Genomic DNA, 23,746 nt, shown 5'->3' on the forward strand with positions numbered 1-23,746 from the left:
TAGCGTGCATGATCTATGATGGCATAGGTGTTCGAGTTGGTTTTGAATAGCCCTCTTTATAATCTTGATCAATTTGTTGACGGATTTCTTTAAGAGAATCCCCTTCTTGCGCTTGTTTAATTGATTTTATCGCAATTTCTACACAGACAATACAGCGTGTCCCGTGATCATCCCAGACAACTGCACCATCATCTTTTACTTCCTTAATAAAACAATTCAAGTTACTTTTATGATTTGCACTTTCCGCACATCCACAATAGCAGGGCATCCATTTTAATACATCAGTAGCTTTTCCTGCAGCTTGATAAACCAACTTTAAATCTTTTGATTTATCATCTAAAAAACTAGGTAGTACATCTCGTGATGCAGTCTCCTCTTGAATATCACCATTTGCTAATGTACGTTGATGTTTTGCGTGATCTGTGTGTGCTGTTTCTGTTGTTTGTGCATGATTAAGATCTGTATGGTTTTCTTTTGATGTCTCATCTGTATTGTTGCCACAAGCTGCAAGAAGCATTGTACCTGCTAGTAATACTGATAACCATTTTTTCTTCACTTTAATACCCCTTTAGACCTTTTTTCTTCATTATACCTTAGCAGGGTATAATATAATATAGTAATGACAATTCAAAGATAGAGCTTATTGACGTTCTAACTTTAGAATTTCCTGTTATGTGATTTGCCAATCAACTATTTTAGCTATCCTACACTATTCAATTTATTGATTTACAACAAAAAAAGATTGCTCTTAAGTCAGTTATAGCTGACCTAATCGAGCAATCTTTTTATTTATTAATCTTCAGTGGTAGCAGCGGTTGATGCATTATTTGTTTGCTTTACACCATCAGCTAAACGCTCAATACTTGGACGGATTGTGTACTTGCCAGAATAATTTTCTAGCATTTCTTTCATATCAATACCTGATGATGCTTTTAATGTTTCTTGTAATGTAGCCATTAAATCCGTTGCGTAACCTGTTACTTTATTGGCTCCGCCACCTTCACCACTACCAGTATCAACAACTGTAATTTGATCAATATTAGATAATGGACTTGCTACTTGTTTTGCATATTCCGGCATCATTCGGATAATCATATCTAATACAGCTGCTTGGCCGAACTGTTCAAAAGCTTCTGCAATCTTACGTTTCGCTTCAGCTTCTGCTAAACCTTTTAATCTAATAATTTCGGCTTCTGATTCCCCTTGTGCTCGTTCAGAATCTGCTTTTGCCATACCATCTAAGCGAATTTTCTCAGCTTCAGCTTTTGCTTTTGCTTCAATTCGGTATTTCTCTGCATCTGCTTGTGCCAATTGCTTCATCTTTTCAGCTGCTGCATTTTGCTCAATTGCATAACGATCTGCATCCGCTTTTTTCTTCACTTCTGAGTCATATTGTTTCTCACGACGTAAAATTTCCTTTTCTTCTAATTCAATTTGCTTTTGACGTTCAATAATTTTAATTTGCATTTCTTGCTCAGTTACTTCTTGTTTTGAACGTGCAGTTTCCAACTCATAAGCTTGGTCGGCACGTGCTTTTGCAATATCTTGTTCTCTTCGGAATTCAGCCACTTTTAGTTGATTTTCTTTTTCAGCTTCGGCAATTTCAGTAGCACGTTCAAGTTCTGCCTTTTGAGCTTCTTTATCAGCTTCTGCACGCTTAATACGTGTTTCTTTTTCTGCATCTGCTGTGGCAATATCCGCATCACGTCTAACTTGTGCAATTCGAGGTTTCCCAAGTGAATCTAGGTAACCGTTTTTATCCCGTACATCTTTGATCGTGAAGGATACAATCGTTAAACCCATTTTCGCTAAATCTTGAGAAGCAACACGTTGCACTTCTTGTGAGAATTTATCGCGGTTTTTATATATTTCTTCTACTGTCATTGAACCTAGAATAGAACGCAAATGACCTTCTAATACTTCTCTTGCCTCATTCTCGCGTTCTTCTTTCGGTTTTCCTAAAAACTGTTCAGCTGCTGTGGCAATTTCTGCAATAGATCCGCCGATTTTGATAATTGCAATCCCATCAGCCATTACAGGTACACCTTGTTCTGTATAAACTTCTGGTGTAGTCACTTCTAGTTTACTTGATAATAAGCTTAAAGGCTCTGCTTGTTGGAATACAGGTAATACAAATGTACCTCCACCACGGATAATTTTAATACGATTCCCTGCTTCATCCGTATGTACATTTTTTGCGCCCAAATAACTTCCTGTTACAATCAATGCTTCATCTGGACCTGCTGTGCGATATTTTGTTACGTAAACTCCGATAATTGCTAACAAAATAACAACTACTATCCCACCGACAATTAATAATGGTAACATTTCAATTCCCCCTATTTTTTAAAATAACGGCTCATATTCTCTAACATATAAAGTTCCTTTTGTAACTTCTACGATGAGTACCTTTGAATCATATGGTATGGCCACATTATCATAGCTTGTGGCACGTTTTGAGATGATACCATTTACTGTCTCGACTATTACTTCACCAAAGCCATCAACAGGAATCGGAACAATTACTTTTCCTACTTGCCCACCCAAAGATTCATCGGTATAAGCCATTGATACTTCGGCTGATTTTAATGGAATTAAGATGAAATAATAAAGTAGAAGATCTAATATTAATGAAAGAACTGCAGAAATAATACCAATTAAAATACTATTCAATGATGTAAATATTTCGATGATAAAACCAAGTGCTGCAAAGAAAGTTAAAAAGGCTAAAATAACAGTTGGATTAAAAAATGGAATTCCTTCTCCAACTCCATCGACAATATCACCAAAGAATAGATATAAAACCATACAAATAGCTAAAAATATAAATGAGTACAAATACCACTGTTCAACGGACCAAGAATTTATGTCAATCATCTTCACCCCCTTAAATAATTACTTATCTCATTCAATATGTAATACGGATGATATACAAAAAAGTTTCATTTTTTTCTGATTATTATTTCAATCATTATGCACATTCTATATGTTACAGGAATGTAAATTTTGTTGAATTTCATATGATTATTATAGGGATTTTTTTCACGATTTGATATGATTATAGTTGCGTTCAAAATTAGATTTTCGGTGATTTATATACGAATTAGGAGGCTTTATATGTTTAGCTCAAAAAAAGAAGACCCTTTCTTTACTGCATTGTTGAAAATTGCTCAAAATGTAAATGAAGCAACTCACTACGCTGATGATTTCAAAATTACAGGCGTTGCAGACCTGAAAGAGCTTAGTGTAACACTTAAGAAATACGAAACGGATGGAGATTCATTAATTCATGATTTAATCCAAAAGTTAAATAAATCATTTATGACACCAATTGAACGTGAAGATATTTTAGAATTAGCTGTACGTATGGATGATGTCTTAGATGGCATTGAAGGCTGTATCGCACACTTCGAAATGTTCTCACTTACTGAAGTTGATGATTATATGAGAGATTTCCTAAAATATATTGTACTTAGCACTGATGAAATCGCTACTGCTATGGAACATTTGACAAACAAAAAATTAATTAACATGCGTGAACATGCCATTCTCATTAAGGATTATGAACGTAAATGTGATGAAGTATTACGTACTTCAATTAAACAATTATTCTTACATGAAAAAGATCCTATCCGCATTATTCAATTTAAAGATATTTACGAACAACTTGAAGAAGTTGCTGACTATTGCCAAAATGTTGCCAACTCAATGGATACTATTATAATGCGTAATGCATAGGAGCTGTAGAAACACATGGATACTATAATAATTTTAACCGTTCTTGTTGTTATATTCGCGCTAGCATTCGACTTCATAAACGGTTTTCATGATACTGCAAATGCCATTGCTACAACTGTTTCAACACGTGCACTTTCGCCTCGAGTTGCAATAATTTTAGCTGCAACAATGAACTTTATCGGTGCAGTTACATTCACTGGCGTTGCTAAAGCATTAGCAAAAGATATTGTTGATCCATTTGCCCTGAATAATGGAATATACATTATTTTAGCGGCATTATTATCAGCAATCATATGGAATTTAGTTACGTGGTACTTCGGTATCCCTTCCAGCTCATCACACGCCTTAATCGGCTCATTAGCTGGTGCTGCAATTGCTGCTGCTGGGTTTTCTGCTATTAACTTTGCTGGTTTTATCAAAATTCTTAAAGGGTTACTTTTTTCACCATTTATCGCAATCATCATTGGTTTCTTGATGATGTCCTTATTTAAAGCTTTATTTAAAAACTTAAATTTATACCGTTCTAATAAGGGTTTCCGGAAAGTACAGATACTCACCGCTGCTCTACAAGCTTTTACACACGGTACGAATGATGCTCAAAAATCAATGGGGATTATTACAATGGCCTTAATCGCAGCAGGATTTCAATCTGGGGATGATGTACCTATGTGGGTGCGTGTATCTTGTGCCGCTGCAATGGGACTAGGTACTTCTATCGGTGGTTATAAAATCATTAAAACCGTTGGTGGTAAAATCATGAAAATCCGCCCTGTTAATGGGGTTGCAGCTGACTTATCTTCATCTATCATCATCTACGGTGCCACTAGTTTAGGATTGCCAGTTTCTACAACTCATGTTATTTCTTCTTCAATTATGGGTGTAGGTGCTGCTCAAAATGCTAAAGGTGTACACTGGGGTGTTGCACGAAGAATCGTCATTACTTGGGTAATTACATTACCTATAGCTATATTGTTAGGCGGATTAATCTTCACCATCTTTAATCTATTTATGTAATTAAAACAATATGATAAAAATCTTTCAAAAGCTTACAGATTTTTTGTCTTCTCAAAAAAAGATTCTACCGCATTAGCGCATAGAATCTTTTTATTTTATCTAAAATTCTTACGATATCAACTGGCAGCTGAACGAACTTCACTCATTGTCAATTGGAATAGCATTGATGCCAACTAATCTGTAGCTTTTACAAAAATTTGCTGCATAGCAAAAATCCCCTTTGCAAAAGATTAATATCTTGAATTTGAGATAATTGTCTGTGCCACTTCAGGTGTCAAACCTAATGATTTTTGATTAGGTTGATGTGGATTATTTTTAAAAAAAGCAAAAATTGACAAGAAGATTAGAATCATGCAAACAAGAACAATTCCAATAACTATTAATGTCGCCTTTTTTCCAGACATCTTCCTCACCCCTTCTAATCTTGCTAATAAGCTCTATTATTGCAAGCGGTAATTATTTATTAGATGGTTTAAATCCTTCTGCAAATAAATAGTCTTCGGCATCATCACGTGTGCCGAAACTTTCTTCTAAGTTAAAACCATGATAAATGTTCCAGTAGGGTGCATCATTTACTAGAAGTAATTGATCGCCTGTGCGATTACGCCAAATTTGCTCAATTTTCACTTCTTCAACAGGTTCATCAACTTCGGATAAATACATAATAGAATCTTCAATTACCTCGCGTAGTTCTTGTTCTGAGAAGTCACGAATATTGACTAGACCTCTTTCATCAGCATTATAGCGAAGTAAATCCCCAACATAGACGAAGCCATTGCCATTTGGATGTAGTTTTTCTACAACGATTTTTTTTTCGAATTGGCTACCTTCAAAGTGATAATTTAAGCGATTCATTGAAATTTCTTTGCGTGTTAGTTCTGAGAAACTTTCAATGATTTGTTGTTTTTGTTCAAATGTTAGCATAGTATACTCCTTTGTCCTTAACAGTCTTTTTTAGTATACCATTATCCCCATTTTTAATCGCTTAAAACCGAAAAGAACGAAATAGGCTGCATAATTTCCACAGCCTATTTCGTTACCGAAATCTTTCTTTTAATAGTCTCATTAATGTAGTCAAATATAGTCAATCATACGCACAAAATCTTCGCATGAATTTCAGCTCTTGTAGCCACACCTGTTTGTTGGCGATGCTCATCGAAGGTTTTTAAAATCTCACTTACACATTCTTTGTGGCTGTTGAACGAATGTCCTTCCGATGCTCATATATATTTTTCACAACAACTTTACCTACTGCATACATTGGCACTCCTATTAATATCCCCACAAATCCTGCAATATTACCTGCTGCTAAAATAATCGTAATAACAGTTAAAGGATGGATATCTAGCGATTTCCCCATTACATTTGGTGTGATAAAGTTACTGTCTATTTGTTGTGCAACAAGTGTTATGACACATACCCAAACAGCTAGTATCGGATCCTGTAAAAATCCAACTACTACGGCAGGAACAAGTGCAATCCATGGTCCTATGAAAGGTACCATATTCATAAAGAACGCCAAGAGAGCTAGTAATATTGCATATTCAAGCCCGATTATTTTATATCCGATGAAAATAATGGTTGCTAGGATTAAACTAATCAATAATTGTCCTTGGATATAATTACGAAGTACATCATCGATTTCTGCCAATGTTTTCTTAATCCATTCACGACGTGATCCGGTAAATAGATTATAAACTTTTGGTGCAAATTTCTCGTGGTCCTTTAAAATGTAGATAAAGAAAAATGGAACAAGGATTAATACAAATGCACCTGAAACGATACTAGAGATAAACTGAACTAAAAACTTACTAGTAGATACTGCATAACCTTGAATAGAATTCATTACACCTTTAATCGCATCATTTAATTGAGTAGGGAAATTTTCACGATTCTTTAATACAGTATCGACCATATCTGTTAATTCATTTGCTAATGTTGGAGCCGCTTTTACCAAATTATTAATTTGCGCAGTAATAGGCGGGACAATAATAGCTATGAAACCATATATAGCTAAGCATAATAATAAAATAATTGTTAATATGCTTGCCCAACGTGGGAACTTTCTTTTTTCTAGGAAACGTTGAATCGGCTCTGTTACATAATATAAAATCCCGCCTGCTAATAGTGGGACGAATATTGCACTTAAAAGAGCCACGATTGGGTAAAAGAGGGATTTGATTTCAAGGAAATACTTCACGATTAGCAATGCTAGAAGTATACCAACACCCGCTTGAAACCATAGTTTTTTTGTCAATTAACTTCACTACCTTCTACATATTTTATCTAAGTATTATTTTCATAGTTCAAGTATACTTCATACTCTAAGAAACTGGAAATGCACACTTCAAAAAAGGATTTGACCAAATGTAATTTTTGATCAAATCCTTTGGAAATACGTATTATCCATAAATAATTTTTGGAGCTTTCCGGATTGAAACTTCCCAATTAGTCCCTGTACCAACATGATAGGCATCAGCAAAGGATCCTTGATTGATGGCAATCCCGACATTATCTAATGAATTAATATATAGAAGTGGTTCCCCTACGCGTAAATCTGCAAAAGAATGGCCGTAAGTCATGATACTTTGATAGATTTTACGATTATCAGTGCTTATCGTTACTTCGAAAGCATCACCATAGTTTTTTGCTAATCGTTTAAATTGACTACGTCGAACGTTTGTCCATAAATTTCCAAACGGTTTATCTACAATATCAATGATTCCAGTAATTACTCCATCTTCTATCGTTGACTCTTTTAATTTTAGTTCTACAATATCTGAAACTTTTAATGAAGGGCCAACCTCTTCAAACGTAATAACTCCTGAAGCTAAGCGAGCTCCTGTATAGGCGAAAATATCCCGTCCATGAAATGTATGTGATTCACCTGAATTAGGTAGACGGTTAATGGATTCATCAATTTCTCGAATTTCAGCGATACCATAATAGCGTTTTATATGTGTCAACGTTCCGTTATCAGGGGTTACAATATATTGATCATTCACAGTTTTGACAACAACAGCCTTACGATCTGAACCAACCCCAGGGTCAACTACAGAAACAAACACAGTACCTTCTGGCCAATATTGTACGGTTTGCAATAAACGATAGCTTCCTTCCCAAATGTTAAACTGTGGAATTTGATGCGTAATATCATAAATCTTAATATCTGGATTTACACTATGTGCTACTCCATACATCGCACTAACTGCACCATCACTTATGCCAAAATCTGATTGAAAAACAAGTAAACCTTTCCCCATTTGAAACATCTCCTCATTGAATATATTTCTGTCTAGGACTATCGCTAAAAAAAATCCCGCCCCTTACAACCAAATGATTGCAAAGGACGAGATATATACTCGTGTTACCACCTTTATTTACTACTTATTCACATAAGTAGCCTCCATCAGTGCAGAAATTTCAAGTGCTTCCTAGACTGTGATATAGATAACGGGTATCAACTCCCGCCGCATCCTACTAATGCAAATGCACGTTCAAACCGGAGCTCAGAGGCCATTTTTCAAATGATAGATTTCTACTTCTTTTCAGCTACCGAAGCTCTCTTTTAGAAATACGTTCATTTTACTATTTCTCATCATCGCTTTTATTATTTACTAATATTAATTTAAAGGTAACCACTCAAGTTGTCAATTAATTAATTGAAAATTCATTATAATCAATAAAAATAGAAATTTCAATCGATGAATTAAATATCACTTTTTAATCTTCCCTTTCTCTTTTCTTCATAGATTTTGGTTAATTCCTTAAACCCCATACACTTTTAGGTATATTTTACTACTTAATGTATATTTAATTTTAATTTAATGAGTTATTAAGTTTTAATTAAGCGGAATTTAAGGTTCTAATGTTATAAATTATGTAAATCGCAAAAATTTATACATACGATTTCACATTCAAGCTTTTTTAGGGAGAGAAATAACTATTGAAAGAAGAAAAAGTTGTTAGAAAAATTGCTCAAGTCACGGTAATATTTTGGATTATGAAGATTTGTGCCACTACACTCGGTGAAACAGCTGGCGATTTGTTGTCACAGACCTTAGGCGTTGGATATGTAATTAGTACTTTAATATTTTTCGGAATATTTTTAGTAACATTATTTGCTCAACTTAAGGCGAATAGATACTTACCAGTGCTATTTTGGAGTGTTATGGCCACAACCAGTATCGCAGGCACTACATTGTCTGACTTAATTGACCGTACATTCGGATTAGGCTATGCCATTGGCTCAAGTATATTAATCGCCATATTGTTAGTAATCTTTACATATTGGTATATAAGTGAAAAATCATTAAATATTAATAATATCCACAACCGTAAAGTTGAAATGCTCTATTGGACTGCAATCTTATTCTCTAATACATTAGGTACAGCGTTCGGAGACTTCTTATCTGATAGTAGTGGACTTGGATATAAAGGAGGAGCAATCTTAATAGGAAGTTTATTGGCAGTTATTATCCTTTCCTATTTCTTCACAAAAGTTTCTCGTGTGTTCTTGTTTTGGATCGCTTTTGTCTTAACTCGACCTTTTGGAGCTACCTTTGGAGACCTTCTTACAAAACCACATGAAAAAGGTGGATTAGATTTAGGGACAATGGGTTCCTCAGCTGTTTTGGCTTCGATTCTTATTATTTTCATTATTTACTCAACTATTAAAAATAGCAGAACTGAAGGCCAATTACAAAGCTATTAGAATGTTTGAATTAGTTCCTAAATCGTTAGGAACTGCAAATTACCACATCTTGCATTTCAACTATATCTCTTTTCAAAAATATTATAGAATAAAAAAATCTCGTCCCTTCAATTTAAAAATTGAAAAGGACGAGATATATTCTCATGTTATCATCTTTTTCCGTTACTTATTCACATAAGTAACCTTCATCAAAACATTCTTTATAATTCTTCATCTTCAACAGCATCTAAGTATTCTTTAATTACACCCATTACTGATTCGACACAGCCATTTTCAAAAGGTGAAACAAGATTTGCCTCTGCCACTAGTTTTGTGAATGACATTTTACCACCTAGTTGGCAAAGATGAATATAATCTTTCCATGCATCCTCGTGATTTTCACGTGACTTTTTCCAGAATTGGAAAGCACAAACTTGCGCTAATGTATAATCAATATAATAGAATGGGCTATTGTAGATATGGGCTTGTCGTTGCCAGAAGCCACCCTGTTCTAAATAGTCAATACCATCATAATCACGATGCGGTAGATAAATTTGTTCGATTTTTTTCCATGCTGCTTTACGTTCTTGTGGTGTCATTTCTGGATTTTCATAAACAACATGTTGGAATTCATCGACTGCTACACCATATGGTAAGAATAAGAGTGCTTCACTTAAGTGACCAAATTTATATTTTTCAGTGTCTTCTTTGAAGAATAATTCCATCCATGGCCATGTGAAGAATTCCATACTCATTGAGTGAATTTCACATGATTCATATGTTGGCCAAATATACTCTGGAATACCAATATTACGACTTGTATATACTTGGAATGCGTGACCTGCTTCATGCGTTAACACATCGATATCACCAGAAGTACCATTAAAGTTTGAGAAGATAAATGGTGATCCGTAATCATCGATAAATGTGCAGTACCCTCCGCCTTCTTTACCTTTTTTCGCAACAAGGTCCATTAAATCGCGATCAATCATAAAGTTAAAGAATTCAGCTGTCTCTGAAGATAACTCTTCATACATTTTTTTACCATTATCAACAATCCATTCTGGTGTACCTTTTGGTGTTGCATTGCCACTTAAGAACTTTAATCCTTCATCATGGAATTTTATTTTGTCCACCCCAATACGTTTTGCCTGGCGTTTACGTAATTCTGTAGCATATGGTACAACGACATCACGAATTTGATCACGATAGTTTTTGACCATTTCTGCATTATAATCGATTCGATTCATCAGTACATAGCCTAGTTCTACATAGTTTTTGTAGCCTAATGTAATGGCCATTTTATGACGTAATTTTACAAGTTCATCATAAATACGGTCAAAGTCTTCCCCATGTTCTTTAAAGAATCCAAAACGTGCCTCTGTTGCAGCTTTACGGACATCACGATCTGTCGATTCCGTATAAGGCCCTAATTGCGCAAGTGTTAGCTCTTTACCATCAAAAGAAATTTGGGCTGATGCCACAAGTTTAGAGTATTCAGAGCTAAGTTTATTTTCTTTTTGCATTAGTTCCATGATTTCTGGCGAAAAACCTTTAATTTGGTTTTCTGCCAAATCAAATAATTGGGCGCCCCATTTCTCCTCTAATTCTTTTCGGAATGGTGATGCTAATAGCGCTTTATAATATTCTGTCGAAAGTTCTTCCATTTCAGGATTCTTTTCATCTAAATAATCTCTTTCTTTTTGATAAAATTCGTCATTTGTGTCAATAGAAGCCCGAATATAAACTAAGTTATATTGAGTTGAAAAATCGTTTCGGAAAGCATTGATTTTCTCAATTACTTTGCTTTGTTCGCTAACCGATTTTGCATGATTAAAATCTGTTAATAGTTGGCGAAAATATTCTTTACCCGCTGCTAAGTCTGGGCGTTTGTATTCATAATCTTTAAATGTAACCATCCTCATTCCCCTTTTCCTTTTACATTTTTCGAAAGTCGAAGTATTTTATTCTATTATTTATTATATTCTGAAACATTGCAACTAATGTTGTCAAAAATACGCTAAAATTTGGTAATTTATTACCCATTTCGAAATAGAACAATTAAAACACTTATTTTTTTGCTCAAATTGTGCTAACCTAATTTCATGCCCAATTTTTAAAGTGAGGTGCTTTACATTGGTAGGTCGTAACGATCCTTGTCCATGTGGCAGTGGCAAAAAATACAAAAAGTGTCATGGTAAAAACGCTCTAGGCGATATTACTACACTTGTAAGCGAAGAAATCGATCGTATTGTGGAAGGCTTTGTGAAAGAATCATTCCACTCTGCAAATTATCATGAACTAGAAAATAGAAATCATCTTTGGCAAGATTCATTACAACATGCATTTACAGATAAATTAATAGATACAATTGCCATGGAAACATTCATTTATATCGATCGCCCTGAACTGTGGCAAAATTATATAAATAAACAATTGACTGTCCAAAACCGACAACAAGTCAAAGACATTCTTCAATCTTGGTTGAAACCTGTCTATTTGCTTGCAAAAGTGGATTCTCAAAGTCCTGAAGTAATTGCATTAACAGATATCGTCACAAATAAAAGCTATGTTATGAATGGTACACCAGCAAAAACTTTCTCAGGTAGCTGGTTGTTTGGTATCTTTATGCCAGATGCCCGCAAAGGTGAAAATGGATTAACTGCAACAAGCAGTGTTGTTTTCATTCCAGATGAGAAAGAAAATATTGTACAAGCATTAAGTTCAAAACTTCAAAATGGTTATACAGATTCATTGGATCTTTATAAAACATTTATCCAAGATGGTTCAGTAGATGCTACTGCTCCTAAAGAAGCTGAAAAGGAAACTGTGAAAAAGGTTGAGAGTGAAGTTGCTGTAACAATTGAAGCTTCTACTGAACTCGCTCCATTTACTGTTGAAGTTCTAGAGCTTGTTAACAAATATGTAAACGAGTTCAAGCTTAATGCCTCTGAATTCATCGAAACTCTTACAAGCTTCCTAGAAAGCGCATCTGTTAAAGCGAAAAAAGCTGAAACAGTTGCAGCTGGTGCTGTTTTAGCTGGACAAGCTAATGGCAATATTCCAGAAGGCGGCGTATCAAAAGTCAAAGATGTCGCAGCATACTTTGGAGTATCTGCATCATCTATTTCTAAATATCGTGATCAAATCAGTGAATTTCTCGCTAAATAATGCCACATAAAAAGCCATCTAGTTAGGCACTAGATGGCTTTTTTATTTTTGGCTTTGTTTAACAATACTGTTGCTCCATCAGTTTTCGGTACAGGCGGATGCTTTCCGCGTGCGATCCAACGAGCCCTTGTTCACTAAGCTTGTTGTGTCTAGCTCGTTTTCCCGCAAGACTATAACATAACATCTAGTTCGTCAATCTCCCCAGTTTATCATTTTCCCGTAATAGCTGATTTCAAAAGTGCAAAGCGTTCTCGAAATCTTACTTTTGTTTCAATACTTTTAGGTGTTTTCGCTGGAATCACATCACATTTTATATGAAGTTCTTCCGCAAGCATTTTGGCACGTGCTAGATGATAATCGCTTGATATTATTGTTAACCCCTTTAAATCGTCTCCAATGATTCTCTTCGTATTTAATAAATTTTCATAAGTAGACGTTGACTGATCTTCAGAGATGATTTGAGTCTCAGGAAAACCTCGGTCTATTAAGTATCGTTTCATAACAGAAGCTTCTGTTGCATCTTCATCTGGACCTTGACCACCTGAAACAATAATATGGACTTCTGGATATTTCATAGCATAATTCAATGCTGCATCTAAACGAAATGCCAATGCTTTAGATGGTATTGCACCCCTTTTCACTTTCGCCCCTAATACTATCACGTACTTATATTTTCCATTCGCTTTTGGTTTTTCACCATCTATTAGCCACTTTGTAGTAATACCCCAAAAGAATAGTATCGGTATACAAATAATTAGTAAGATTAACATCGTCTTTTTTCTCACCTCAGCATCATCCCTCATCATTTCTATTTTACTTCAACTCTTTTTCTATCATAACCTAATTTGAAGCCTACAACTTTACAACCGTCTAAAGCCATACAACATACTAAATTCGGTTTTTCCTATAATTCTCCTGTTGATAGTTCAGATTCATCAAAAGCTTCTGTATGAAGCTCCTGGATACCTTTAATACTTCCCTCATCAGGTAGATCTTTTAAATAAATGAATTTCATTATTTTCACTCTTTTTTACAAATAGTTGACTAAAGTAAAAAAACCGCTGAAACAGCCATTGTTTCAGCGGCTTTAAAGATAGTATAAATTATTTCAATTGGTAATTGCTAACAATATTCATAAGATCTTCTGCCGTTCTAGCAAGTGCATCTGCACTTTTCGTTACTTCATGAATCGAACTATTTGATTGTTCAACCGAGGCTGACGTTTGTTGGATACCAGCTGCAGATTCTTCTGATAATGCAGCTGTTTCTTCAACTAATTTTGTCATATGTTCACTTTCTACCAATATTTCATCTAGACTTTTAGAGATATTTACAATACTAGCATTTACTTGCGTAACAGAATCATCAATAATCTTTAATGTTTCACCTGTTGTTTTAATTTTAGCCGTACCTTTTTCCACTTCTTCGTAACCGTTAACAAGTGACGCTACAACTGAACCTGTTTCATTTTGAATACTAGATACGATATCTGTAATATCGGAAACAGAACTTGATACTTGTACTGCCAGTTTACGCACTTCATCTGCAACAACCGCAAATCCTTTACCGTGTTCACCAGCCCTCGCTGCTTCAATCGCTGCATTCAATGCAAGAAGATTCGTTTGATCTGAAATTTCTTGTATTACTAAAACCAATTTTGAAATTTCCTTTGATTGGTCGTATAGATGATGCACTTTATCCACAGAGTCTTTTACAATAGCATCAATTGTTGCCATTTGATTAATTGAAGAATCCATTAACTGACTGCCTTTAATTGTCATGGCCAATGCACTTTCTGAATTAAGATGAATATCTTGTCCATTATGCGTTACATTGATAATTTGATTTGTAAATTGATCCATTTTGTTCGACATATTCACAGCATTATTAGCTTGTGACTCGGCACTGTTTGCAATTTCATTCATTGTTACAGCAATTTGATCGGAACCCTCTGAAACTTCATTAGCAGATTGATGCAGTTCTTCACTATGAGAGCTTAATATTTCTGCGTCTGATTTTACTTTTTTCATAAGAAACGTTAAACGGCTTAATAAGTCATTTGATGATTTCGTTAATCTTGATGTTTCATCTCTTAAATCTGTTGTTAATGGTTCAACGGTTAAATTACCTTTCGCAATTTGATCTAATTGATACATAACTCGATTAATCGGTTTAATGATTGTTCTTGCTGTAAATATAGCGATAATCGTACTTACAATTAATATAACAAGAGATACAACTGTTATCACTTTTAATAATTGAGAACCTGTGTCTATTACAGCGTTACTATTATGCAAAACTTGAGTTTCTCGATTGTAAGCAATTTCTGTATAGCCACTCATCAAGTCACGTGCAAGTGTCTGTGCTTCACCATTTAATAACTTTTTCGCTTCTTCTTGATTACCCTTATCATATGTTGCAAAGACATCATTAACAATAATATCTTCCCACTGCTTACTTTTGTCTACCAATACTTTTGCTTTATCCGAATTCGTTATAGATAATATGTTATCTTCAATTATTTTGCTTTTCTTTGCATAGCTATTAAATTGAGTTTTATATTCTTGTTCACCAGTTAATACATAGCCACGTGCTAAAGCTATTCGTTCTGCAATATTAAACGACATCTTTTCATCGTTCACTAATAATGGAAGGTCTTGTTTCGCAATATCATTCATACTTAAATTTACGGTTTTCATAGCATAAAAATTATAAGCAACTAAGCAGAGGTTTAATAAAACGACCGCTCCAAAGCCTACTAATATCTTAATCTTCAATGATTTGTAGTTAAAAAATCTTTTTTTCAAAATGTACTCTCCTTTTAAAAAATAATTACATAAAGTGTATTATATGTAGTTCTCTAGAATTAATATGTATTATTGAACATGAGTTTTATATTACTATTTTACATATAAAATGGCAATGTAATTATAATATTAAAGACCTAATTAATTATAGTTCATTAGGATAGTATCATCGTAAAAATATTACGTATCATATGATTACATCAAAATAGAAAATAGATGCTGCTATATCTATATCTATATCTATATAAAAATAAAAGACTGCCTTTATGGCAGTCTTTTATTGACTTAAGTTCGTATCCAATCTTGTATATGCAAAAAAGGTACTCTGGGGTCAGTTTTTATAGTTCTACGTTGTGATATACGTGTTGCACATCTTCAAGTTCTTCTAGTAGGTCAATTAAGCGTTCGAATTTAACAAGGTCTTCACCATCAAGTTGAACTTCTGTTTGTGGAAGCATTGTTAATTCTGCAACGCCGTATTCTGTAATACCTTGCGCTTTTAATGCTTCTTGGACAGCATTAAATTGATCTGGTTCAGCATAGATGATTGTAGATTCGCCTTCTTCGAAAACGTCGCGAACATCTACATCAGCTTCGATTAGAAGTTCTAAAACTTCGTCTGCAGATTTGCCTTCTAAAGCAAAGACTGCTGTTGCATCGAACATGTATGATACTGCACCACTGACACCCATGTTACCGCCGTTTTTACCATAAGTTGCACGTACATCTGCTGCTGTACGATTAACATTGTTTGATAATGCATCAACGATAATCATAGAGCCATTCGGTCCGAAACCTTCATATCGTAATTCGTCGAAGTTTTCTTCGCCGCCACCTTTTGCTTTGTCAATTGCACGATCAATAATATGTTTTGGTACACTGTATGTTTTTGCGCGTTCTAAAACGACTTTTAACGCACCATTAGATTCTGGATCTGGTTCACCTTGTTTAGCAGCTACATAAATTTCACGACCAAATTTAGCATAGATACGAGCAGTACCTTGGTCTTTTGCAGCTTTTTTTTCTTTAATATTGTTCCACTTACGTCCCATTGGATTCACTCTCTTTCAATGTATTCTATATATAAATTACTCGTGGGTTTGCATAAGATACCCACATGGGATCAGCCATTAATTTACTGTAGTATTATACACTATATTCGTCATAAATTGTATACAGGCAAAAAGTGAAAAGTACCTCTACCAAGATTTAACGGGGATTTTCAAGTACTAAAAGAAGCCTCTCATTACGAGTGGCTTCTTTTATCAGCTTCAATTTTTTGTAATAAGGCTTTGCAACCTTCTAGGCATAATTGGTATGTCTCTTCAAAGTCGCCTGTAAAATACGGATCTGGAACATCTCTTGAATCCTGTATCAAATCAAGTAAACGGAACACCTTTGAACTTTCTTTTATACCTAGCATAGGTAATGCATTTTGGATATTGCTATTATCCATACAAACAATATAATCGAAACGATCATAATCTTCCTGTTTTATTTGGCGGCTAAACATTCCATCAGTAGAAATATGATGCTCAGTAAGTTTTTGAACTGTTCCTTTATGAGGACAATCTCCAATATGCCAATCACCAGTACCAGCTGAATCGATATCAAATTGTTCAGACTTTCCTTGTGACTTAACTAGATTACGGAAAATTGCCTCAGCCATTGGAGAGCGACAAATATTTCCTAAGCAAACAAATAACACGCCTATTTTCATAACAACTCTCCTCTATTGATGTCTTGCATTAGAATTTAAATGGGTAAAATTGAAATTTCACTTCACCAGTAATTGCAGATTTTTTGATAAAACCATACTCACGGCTATCGCTACTATTTTGGCGATTATCTCCTAATACGAAATAGGAATCTTTAGGAACTTTCTCTTCCCCTGTCACTCCTTTAAGTGTGAAGTCTTCTGTGAAATGATCGCCCATATTTTCATATTCACGAATACCAGCTTTTAAATATGGTTCTTCGTATTCTTTGCCGTTAATATATAACTTATCATTTTTCACTTTTATTGTATCTCCTGGTAGACCAATAACACGTTTAATATAGTGGTCGTCTTCTACAGGGGATTCAAACACAATTATATCAAAGCGATCGATATGACTTGTTTTACTAATGATAATCTTATTATTATTTTGGTATGTTGGCTCCATTGATTCGCCTTTAACTGTTACTGGCGAGAACAAGAATTGTCTACATAAAACAGCAATTACTACTGCAATTAGAATTGGCCATACCCACGATAAAATTTCTTTACTCAAACTTCTTTTTTCCATTTTATATCACCCTCAAATTTGTGGCTTAACTTTAATAACTATTCAATATTATGCCACCTATAGGTGAGTCCTGTCATTGAATATTTACTGAAATAGGTGCGAATTCTTCTAAATCTAAAAAAACGAGACGTCTATTAGCCTAAATATGACTGAACAGACAACCTCGTATAAAATTCCGCAGCTATGTATTCGGCTGCTCTTTCAGAGCTTCTAAATGTTTCTCTGTAATACCCAAAACCTCATACACTTTCTGTAGAGTTGTTTCTCTGACTTTACTGTCACCACGTTCGATGCGGCTGACAGTTTTTTGTGTGACATTTGCACGCTCTGCCAATTCCGATTGCGTTAGCCCAACCGACATACGTTGTTTAAAAATGATTTGACTGCGTTTTTCAGCTATCACTTCTAAAGGAGATTTCTCCTGTTCCACATTATTATCTTCCTGTTCAAATAAATCTACAGTAACCATCTAACCACCCCTTAAAAGAAATTGTGTTCTACAGTATTCTTTTATTTAGTTACCTTTCAAGATGACTGAATCCAGAAGAAGTAATGATGACTTAAGATGCACTTCTAAACTCAAAAATAATCTAGAGTTTTTCTTGTGAAATCTTCTCTTCTAGTTGCTCTTTTAAAGTAACTAATTGCTCCTCCAGGAAATGCGTAAATTCCTCTCTACCACTTTTACCTCTTGCTGTAACATAGAAAGGTTCTCCATAAATTAAATAACCTTTTTTGCGCGCAAAGACTTCTTTTAGCGTATTTGGTCCTATGTATGCAGCCGGGATAATTGGTGCTTTCGAGAGTTGAGCAATCGTAATAGCACCTTGTTTTAGAGAAGTACCTTCCGCATTTCGTGTACCACTAGGAAAAATCCCAACAACTTCTCCTTCTCTAATCAACTTCATCGGTACTTTTACAACGCTTGGTCCTGGATTTTCACGATCGACCGGGAAAGCTTTCAACTTTGTTATAAACCAGCCAAGTAGTTTATGATCAAAGAGCTGTTTCTTAGCCATAAAATGAATTGGTTTCGGGTAAATAGAAACTCCAAGATTCAAAATATCAATCCAACCTGTGTGTGTACAAGCAATTAAATAACCACCCTCTGTTGGCACGTTATGCTTGTTATAAACTTTTGCCTTATTAAATAACCCTAAAAACTTAGTAACAAATAGACATACAAATCTATACAATTCCCTACTCCTAACTACTAAAGAAATATAGCCAACTCTACCCGTCTACTATATCCCCCAACGTTCCCATATATAGCAATACTAAATCCTATATAATAAATAGTAGACTCATATTATGAATCCATTCTCTATTTCCCTTACCTTATATTGTAAACGAAATTTTCAAAATGTGTACCCAATGCACAAAAATTGTTAAAAATAATTTGTTTTTTCAAACATTTTAAGTTAGAAAAGTGGAAAGCATATAAATTCGAGCATCAATTACTTCTAATGCAGATAAATAGCAGTTGGATTAATTGATAAAAATAGTAAGTTATCAGTACTGTGTTTTCTGGGGATGGAATATAAAAAAGTGAAAGAGATATATTATATTTTGAAACATTTTGCTTAAGTTTTTTTGCATAAATCTATCAAGTGGTGGTAGCTGAACAAACTGCGTCCTACTGTAGCTAAACATTAAATAACAAAAAAAGACCATCCACTTTTGAAGGATGATCCTATCATTTTAATTTTGACTTGTTCGCTTTACTATCTGATTTTGAAAGAAAAATCATTAATGCGATTAAACTAATAATATTTAATAATGTACCACCAATCAGCAGGGCCCATTGCCCACTAAGCGGTAAATCCTTTGTCACCGCAAAAGTTATACTAAGAGAGCCTATAGCGATCAAAACCATATAAAGTGTAAGCCCTTTGAACAATGCGCCTCGCCTCTTTTCTATAGATTATTGAATATAATCTGATAGTATCACTTGTTGTTTGAATCTTCTAGACAAATATTCTTTATGCATGTAATGAATACTTATCTGCAATTACCTTTGGCAATAATATAAGCTGTATATTACCAAGATGTTGCTTATAATTTTTTTCTATAACATTAAATGCAGGTTCTTCTGTGACAAAATAATATTGGATAATGGCATTAGTATAGTTTAATAAACGGCAATCCTGCAATAACCTACTCCGTTGACCTGGAGCAAAGTCAGCAGTTAAGGAAGGTGGTGCTGTTTTTAATATAGCAGCAATTTTATCTCCGGTTGTTGTTTTTTCTTCATACAAAAAGGTATATTCATCTTGTTGTTTGATAAAAGAACTATTCGGTGCTAAGCGGTGCTTTTCAAGTAAAAATTCATACATTAATTGTTTCGCTAAATAGTTCACATCTTGTTCTATTCTCCCAAACAGCCGACGCCATTCACAAAATACTTTAAATTGAGATACGATTGTTTCATCCGTAAAACGCCGGTGATTGTTTTCTGTAAAAAATTGTTGGGCAGCATCCATTTTCTCCATAATTTTTTGGAAAGATTCAATATCATTATATGTAGTATCTGGTATTGATTTTGAAATTAATGTTCCTCTCATTACTTTGTTCTTCTTTTTCGTCAATATTTCCTTTGATACTTTTAAAAACTCCACGCAACGACCAAATTGGACAATATCTACTCGATATCCCGCTTCAAGCCAAGCAGCTGCTTGTACATATGTTCCACTTCGAGTGTTTCCCCACCACGCTTGATACTTATAGGCAGATTTCGGTAGTTTAGCTTGTAAAATTTCTTCAATTTCTTCAAAAGTGAGTACAATATGTCTTTCTTGTTGTTTTGATAGGTATTCATATAAAGGTAAATACTTGCCCTGTAATAAATGTCCTGCCATCTAAATTGCTCCTTTATATTCGGAAGTTCAAGATTAATATATTTTAACATAACTGTACTAAAAATTCTAAATATTCTTTTTTTAAAACGTATCCTACCACGTTAAAACAAGACTATGGTATGGATACTGTTGATTTTTTATCTATAGTGCCAACATGCTAAGCGCAGTTTTCTCACGCTATATGAGCATCGCGCTGTAAAAATAACGATTCTTTTCAAATATCAACAATCATGTATAACAGAGCAAAATAAAAAAGGCTACCAAAAGTGAATGAATAACTCACTATTAATCAGCCTTCTTACTTGAATTGAAAAGGACTTATTAGCCCCACACTCTTTCGTTCATTGAATATATCTGAACATCTTTGTAGAATAATTTATTTCTTCTGCTCTTTTAAAAACCGTTCATATAGCGGTTTTAATGCCTTGGCATCCAGTTCCATATCATGTTCGTATGCGTATTTCACAGCATAGCCAAGAGAAATAGTCATTGCTCCTGCTACACTAGCTCCTGCTACTGTCCCTGCCGCTGGTATAAACTTCACAATTTGTCGGAATATCGTTTTACCTATATTCCCCACAACTGTAGCTACTACCATCTCTTTTGCTCTGTCTTTTGAAACAGGCTTATCATATAGCGTGGACAATTTAACCATTAGCCCCACTTGCAAGGTTGTTAGCGGAATAAAATCTGCCCCTGGAATAGGCACTGCTCCGATAGCCGCTGCAGAAGCGCCCGCACCAAGAATCCACTTCTTTGCAGTCGCTGATTTATCCGCCATATGCTTGGCCATCAGTACTTCCTTTTTTTTGCCTTCTAACAGCTCCAAAATCTTATTTTGCAGCATCTCCATATTTTCACCTGTACGTGACGAAATAGGAGTAACGGGATAAGCATATCCTGTATGATCCTGTATATATTTTACAAGACTAGGTATATCATCAGCTGCATCAATTTTGTTGAGTACAATAATGATATCTTTATTTACTTCACTAATTTTCTTTAACGAAGCTAACTCTGAATCTGAAAGCACAGTACCAGCAGCATTTAAAAAGAACAAAATCATATCTGCCTGCTGATAGAAATTCATCGTTACGGCAGAATTCTCTGCTTTTATATCATCAAGGCCAGGGGTATCCACAAAAATAATCTTATCCTGATAGCTATATTTTTTTATCTGCTGTGTTTCTCCTGGTTTTGCCCCAACAAGAGCTACTTCTTTATCCATTAATCGGTTAACCGTTGATGACTTTCCTGCATTCACATCACCAATCATTGCGATTAGGATTTCTTCTTCAAGTTGATCATTTACTTCTTTTGATTTTTCGGCAAAAATCCGATCGAATTCTTCATCAGTAAATGGTTTAAATTCGCTCATAATTACACTCCTATCGCATATAGTTCTTATAATTAAACTATATGATTTGATAAAGGATTGCAATTTTTTACTTTTTAGTACTTTCTAATACCTGAAATATTAATACTTTCTTGAACTCCCTAAAACAAAAAAATAGCCTATTCTAAAATAAGTCAATTATTTTAGAATAGGCTCGATAACTTTCAAGTAAAATTTAGGCTTTTTTTTCTGCGTAATATTCTTTTAGTTCATTATAATATTTGTTTAATGATGACGTCGAAACTCCGAATTCTTCTGCTAATTCTTTAACCGTTATTTCGATTGGTTCGAAAAGACCTGCCTCTCCACCAAAACGAATAGCACCTGCTGCAATAGCAACAGCTTTCCGTGCTTTAGGTTGACGTTCAACAACATAATCTTCAACAATTTCTAATACGGTTTTATGATCACGACCGCGAGCTTCTAAAAACCCAAGAACTTGTAAAAATACATCTGCTTCGAAATCAGTGAATTCTCCGCCTTCAAAACCATTTTCACCAAGGCTTTTCCAGAAGCTTAAAGAATGTTCTTTCCAAAATTCTTCGTCAAGTTGATATTGCTCTTTAAAGTCAGCTGTTAATTTTTCGAACACTTCTTGATGATCTTTTGGGAAGAATATCATACTAGATACAGCAAGGTAATACTTTTCCTTGTTTGAGCCATCAGGTAAAATGAAGCAAAATACATGGACATCTACAGGAATTGGCTTTTCTCCCTCACGACGCAGGTGAACAATCTCGTCTGTTAATATGTTTTGTACGACCATATAGTTCTCTTCAACATCCATTACTTTAGCAACCATCATTGTTGGATGATCCCATGTTTCAAGTACAGCTAATGTAGAAGGGCGAACTGTTTCCTTTTTGGTTTTTTGCAAATATCCTGTCCAAATATCCGTTCGCTCATGGAAGAAGAAAGAATCCAATACGATGGCTTCAATCATATCTTCTACTAAATATTCACCTATAGATTTTTGCCATTTATCTGCTATTTCAACAAAATCTTTATAATCTTTTCTTAAAGGATAGACATCATAGAAAGTCTGCAAAACTCTTTCTAGTTCTTCCGCATAAACCTCTTCAACTGTTACAGCCTCTTTTAAAGCACAACATTTTTTGTACTTTTTACCACTACCACATGGACATGGATCATTACGTCCTGGCATTTTAACACGTCCTTTATTCTATTAAGTGCTGTTTTAGCATATCATTTTTTTTGCATTATCAAAAGTTCTCTTTAAAAAGCGTAATTTATATATGAAGACCCATGAAAAAAGTGTATACATGTGGTACGTTCTTTATATGAAAAAATATATTCCACTTCTCATATTATTATTGGCTATTTTTATCTCTTCAAGTCAAACTTATGAGCAGCAGACAATCGTACCAACATTAGAGCAGTATCTTCCAAACGAACCTCTAAAGCCACTATTATCATTACTGCATTTTCATTATTATGGCATGGAAATTTCTGTAGATTCACGAGGATATTATTATTTCTTGGAATTCTTATTCCGAAAGTTAGCTCATTTTTGTACATTTGGAGCTATAGGGTTAGCAGTTTATATTGCTCTTCCTCGACTGAAGTATCGATTTATCATATCTGCAGTTATGACATGTATATTTGCAGCAACTGATGAAATACATCAATATTTCACATCTGGTCGTACAGCTTCCTTTCAAGATGTTATGTTGGATACGACGGGTGCTATTACATTTTTAATTATTTTTCAATGCATATGTATGCTCATAAAAAGAAAATCCACAAAAGTTTAATTTTTT

At 34.5% G+C, this 23,746-nt stretch carries 24 protein-coding genes and 1 other annotated feature; of the genes, 5 read left to right on the forward strand and 19 right to left on the reverse strand.

Annotated features, from left to right (window positions below; genetic code table 11):
- Positions 1-13: 13 nt before the first annotated feature.
- From Q8X41_RS11295 to Q8X41_RS11305, 3 genes are all read right to left on the reverse strand, one after another.
- Positions 14-556 (reverse strand): PCYCGC motif-containing (lipo)protein, encoded by a 543-nt coding sequence (locus tag Q8X41_RS11295; protein ID WP_397536442.1) that lies wholly within the window; start codon positions 554-556, stop codon positions 14-16.
- A gap of 236 nt (positions 557-792) precedes the next feature.
- Complete coding sequence (locus tag Q8X41_RS11300; RefSeq protein ID WP_397536443.1) at positions 793-2,328, reverse strand: flotillin family protein; 1,536 nt, start codon at positions 2,326-2,328, stop codon at positions 793-795.
- 18 nt (positions 2,329-2,346) lie between these two features.
- Complete coding sequence (locus Q8X41_RS11305) at positions 2,347-2,874, reverse strand: hypothetical protein (RefSeq protein ID WP_397540254.1); 528 nt, start codon at positions 2,872-2,874, stop codon at positions 2,347-2,349.
- 243 nt (positions 2,875-3,117) lie between these two features.
- On the opposite strand from Q8X41_RS11305, the gene Q8X41_RS11310 reads away from it, so the two are divergent.
- Positions 3,118-3,738 (forward strand): DUF47 domain-containing protein, encoded by a 621-nt coding sequence (locus Q8X41_RS11310; protein ID WP_397536444.1) that lies wholly within the window; start codon positions 3,118-3,120, stop codon positions 3,736-3,738.
- A gap of 15 nt (positions 3,739-3,753) precedes the next feature.
- Complete coding sequence (locus tag Q8X41_RS11315) at positions 3,754-4,752, forward strand: anion permease (protein WP_397536445.1); 999 nt, start codon at positions 3,754-3,756, stop codon at positions 4,750-4,752.
- 230 nt (positions 4,753-4,982) lie between these two features.
- Here Q8X41_RS11315 and Q8X41_RS11320 read toward each other — a convergent pair whose 3' ends face one another.
- The 4 genes from Q8X41_RS11320 to Q8X41_RS11335 form a co-directional block, all read right to left on the reverse strand.
- Positions 4,983-5,156 carry a hypothetical protein gene (locus tag Q8X41_RS11320; protein WP_397536446.1) on the reverse strand — a complete coding sequence of 58 codons (174 nt, stop codon included), beginning with the start codon at positions 5,154-5,156 and terminating at the stop codon, positions 4,983-4,985.
- Positions 5,157-5,208: 52 nt separating this feature from the next.
- Complete coding sequence (locus Q8X41_RS11325) at positions 5,209-5,676, reverse strand: hypothetical protein (protein WP_397536447.1); 468 nt, start codon at positions 5,674-5,676, stop codon at positions 5,209-5,211.
- A gap of 253 nt (positions 5,677-5,929) precedes the next feature.
- Positions 5,930-7,009: an AI-2E family transporter gene (locus tag Q8X41_RS11330; protein WP_397536448.1), complete on the reverse strand. Its 1,080-nt coding sequence runs from the start codon at positions 7,007-7,009 to the stop codon at positions 5,930-5,932.
- 145 nt (positions 7,010-7,154) lie between these two features.
- The gene (locus Q8X41_RS11335) at positions 7,155-8,015 is read right to left on the reverse strand and encodes an S-adenosyl-l-methionine hydroxide adenosyltransferase family protein (RefSeq protein ID WP_397536449.1); all 861 of its coding nucleotides are present in this window, start codon (positions 8,013-8,015) and stop codon (positions 7,155-7,157) included.
- A gap of 79 nt (positions 8,016-8,094) precedes the next feature.
- Positions 8,095-8,363: a binding site (T-box leader), on the reverse strand.
- 335 nt (positions 8,364-8,698) lie between these two features.
- Between Q8X41_RS11335 and Q8X41_RS11340 the strand changes: the two genes are divergently transcribed.
- Entirely contained in the window at positions 8,699-9,466 is a 768-nt protein-coding gene (locus Q8X41_RS11340) for a hypothetical protein (protein WP_397536450.1), read from the forward strand.
- A gap of 200 nt (positions 9,467-9,666) precedes the next feature.
- On the opposite strand, the gene Q8X41_RS11345 is transcribed toward Q8X41_RS11340, so the two are convergent.
- A complete protein-coding gene (locus tag Q8X41_RS11345; RefSeq protein WP_397536451.1) occupies positions 9,667-11,364 on the reverse strand; it encodes a M3 family oligoendopeptidase in 1,698 nt (565 codons plus the stop codon).
- A 217-nt stretch (positions 11,365-11,581) separates the two neighbouring features.
- Here Q8X41_RS11345 and Q8X41_RS11350 point away from each other — a divergent pair, with 217 nt between their 5' ends.
- On the forward strand, positions 11,582-12,616 hold the full coding sequence (locus Q8X41_RS11350; RefSeq protein ID WP_397536452.1) for a YecA family protein: 1,035 nt from the start codon (positions 11,582-11,584) through the stop codon (positions 12,614-12,616).
- A gap of 209 nt (positions 12,617-12,825) precedes the next feature.
- On the opposite strand, the gene Q8X41_RS11355 is transcribed toward Q8X41_RS11350, so the two are convergent.
- The 11 genes from Q8X41_RS11355 to Q8X41_RS11405 all read right to left on the reverse strand — a co-directional run bounded on the left by Q8X41_RS11355 (position 12,826) and on the right by Q8X41_RS11405 (position 23,130).
- Positions 12,826-13,401 carry a YdcF family protein gene (locus Q8X41_RS11355; protein ID WP_397536453.1) on the reverse strand — a complete coding sequence of 192 codons (576 nt, stop codon included), beginning with the start codon at positions 13,399-13,401 and terminating at the stop codon, positions 12,826-12,828.
- Between the two features lie 318 nt (positions 13,402-13,719).
- A complete protein-coding gene (locus tag Q8X41_RS11360; protein WP_397536454.1) occupies positions 13,720-15,423 on the reverse strand; it encodes a methyl-accepting chemotaxis protein in 1,704 nt (567 codons plus the stop codon).
- Between the two features lie 338 nt (positions 15,424-15,761).
- Entirely contained in the window at positions 15,762-16,475 is a 714-nt protein-coding gene (locus Q8X41_RS11365; RefSeq protein WP_397536455.1) for a YebC/PmpR family DNA-binding transcriptional regulator, read from the reverse strand.
- Between the two features lie 194 nt (positions 16,476-16,669).
- The gene (locus tag Q8X41_RS11370) at positions 16,670-17,143 is read right to left on the reverse strand and encodes a low molecular weight protein-tyrosine-phosphatase (protein WP_397536456.1); all 474 of its coding nucleotides are present in this window, start codon (positions 17,141-17,143) and stop codon (positions 16,670-16,672) included.
- A gap of 28 nt (positions 17,144-17,171) precedes the next feature.
- A complete protein-coding gene (gene lepB, locus Q8X41_RS11375; protein WP_397536457.1) occupies positions 17,172-17,711 on the reverse strand; it encodes a signal peptidase I in 540 nt (179 codons plus the stop codon).
- Positions 17,712-17,892: 181 nt separating this feature from the next.
- A complete protein-coding gene (locus Q8X41_RS11380; RefSeq protein WP_397536458.1) occupies positions 17,893-18,180 on the reverse strand; it encodes a helix-turn-helix domain-containing protein in 288 nt (95 codons plus the stop codon).
- A gap of 121 nt (positions 18,181-18,301) precedes the next feature.
- Positions 18,302-18,907 carry a lysophospholipid acyltransferase family protein gene (locus Q8X41_RS11385; protein WP_397536459.1) on the reverse strand — a complete coding sequence of 202 codons (606 nt, stop codon included), beginning with the start codon at positions 18,905-18,907 and terminating at the stop codon, positions 18,302-18,304.
- Between the two features lie 500 nt (positions 18,908-19,407).
- A complete protein-coding gene (locus tag Q8X41_RS11390) occupies positions 19,408-19,611 on the reverse strand; it encodes a hypothetical protein (RefSeq protein ID WP_397536460.1) in 204 nt (67 codons plus the stop codon).
- 82 nt (positions 19,612-19,693) lie between these two features.
- Positions 19,694-20,569 (reverse strand): hypothetical protein, encoded by an 876-nt coding sequence (locus Q8X41_RS11395; protein WP_397536461.1) that lies wholly within the window; start codon positions 20,567-20,569, stop codon positions 19,694-19,696.
- 376 nt (positions 20,570-20,945) lie between these two features.
- Positions 20,946-21,947: a GTPase gene (locus Q8X41_RS11400; RefSeq protein WP_397536462.1), complete on the reverse strand. Its 1,002-nt coding sequence runs from the start codon at positions 21,945-21,947 to the stop codon at positions 20,946-20,948.
- Positions 21,948-22,140: 193 nt separating this feature from the next.
- Positions 22,141-23,130 (reverse strand): SEC-C metal-binding domain-containing protein, encoded by a 990-nt coding sequence (locus Q8X41_RS11405; protein WP_397536463.1) that lies wholly within the window; start codon positions 23,128-23,130, stop codon positions 22,141-22,143.
- A gap of 136 nt (positions 23,131-23,266) precedes the next feature.
- On the opposite strand from Q8X41_RS11405, the gene Q8X41_RS11410 reads away from it, so the two are divergent.
- Positions 23,267-23,740 carry a VanZ family protein gene (locus tag Q8X41_RS11410; protein WP_397536464.1) on the forward strand — a complete coding sequence of 158 codons (474 nt, stop codon included), beginning with the start codon at positions 23,267-23,269 and terminating at the stop codon, positions 23,738-23,740.
- Positions 23,741-23,746: the final 6 nt, after the last annotated feature.

Source organism: Rummeliibacillus pycnus (assembly GCF_044359855.1).
Taxonomy (GTDB): Bacteria; Bacillota; Bacilli; order Bacillales_A; family Planococcaceae; genus Rummeliibacillus; species Rummeliibacillus pycnus_A.

Bases quoted from the DNA above. Each gene is read 5' to 3' on its own strand.
- Q8X41_RS11320 (WP_397536446.1), bottom strand. From the start codon at position 5,156: ATGTCTGGAAAAAAGGCGACATTAATAGTTATTGGAATTGTTCTTGTT.
- Q8X41_RS11335 (WP_397536449.1), bottom strand. From the start codon at position 8,015: ATGGGGAAAGGTTTACTTGTTTTTCAATCAGATTTTGGCATAAGTGAT.
- lepB (WP_397536457.1), bottom strand. From the start codon at position 17,711: ATGGAAAAAAGAAGTTTGAGTAAAGAAATTTTATCGTGGGTATGGCCA.
- Q8X41_RS11300 (WP_397536443.1), bottom strand. From the start codon at position 2,328: ATGTTACCATTATTAATTGTCGGTGGGATAGTAGTTGTTATTTTGTTA.
- Q8X41_RS11410 (WP_397536464.1), top strand. From the start codon at position 23,267: ATGAAAAAATATATTCCACTTCTCATATTATTATTGGCTATTTTTATC.
- Q8X41_RS11405 (WP_397536463.1), bottom strand. From the start codon at position 23,130: ATGCCAGGACGTAATGATCCATGTCCATGTGGTAGTGGTAAAAAGTAC.
- Q8X41_RS11400 (WP_397536462.1), bottom strand. From the start codon at position 21,947: ATGAGCGAATTTAAACCATTTACTGATGAAGAATTCGATCGGATTTTT.
- Q8X41_RS11380 (WP_397536458.1), bottom strand. From the start codon at position 18,180: ATGGTTACTGTAGATTTATTTGAACAGGAAGATAATAATGTGGAACAG.
- Q8X41_RS11345 (WP_397536451.1), bottom strand. From the start codon at position 11,364: ATGGTTACATTTAAAGATTATGAATACAAACGCCCAGACTTAGCAGCG.
- Q8X41_RS11325 (WP_397536447.1), bottom strand. From the start codon at position 5,676: ATGCTAACATTTGAACAAAAACAACAAATCATTGAAAGTTTCTCAGAA.
- Q8X41_RS11315 (WP_397536445.1), top strand. From the start codon at position 3,754: ATGGATACTATAATAATTTTAACCGTTCTTGTTGTTATATTCGCGCTA.
- Q8X41_RS11310 (WP_397536444.1), top strand. From the start codon at position 3,118: ATGTTTAGCTCAAAAAAAGAAGACCCTTTCTTTACTGCATTGTTGAAA.
- Q8X41_RS11395 (WP_397536461.1), bottom strand. From the start codon at position 20,569: ATGGCAGGACATTTATTACAGGGCAAGTATTTACCTTTATATGAATAC.
- Q8X41_RS11365 (WP_397536455.1), bottom strand. From the start codon at position 16,475: ATGGGACGTAAGTGGAACAATATTAAAGAAAAAAAAGCTGCAAAAGAC.
- Q8X41_RS11370 (WP_397536456.1), bottom strand. From the start codon at position 17,143: ATGAAAATAGGCGTGTTATTTGTTTGCTTAGGAAATATTTGTCGCTCT.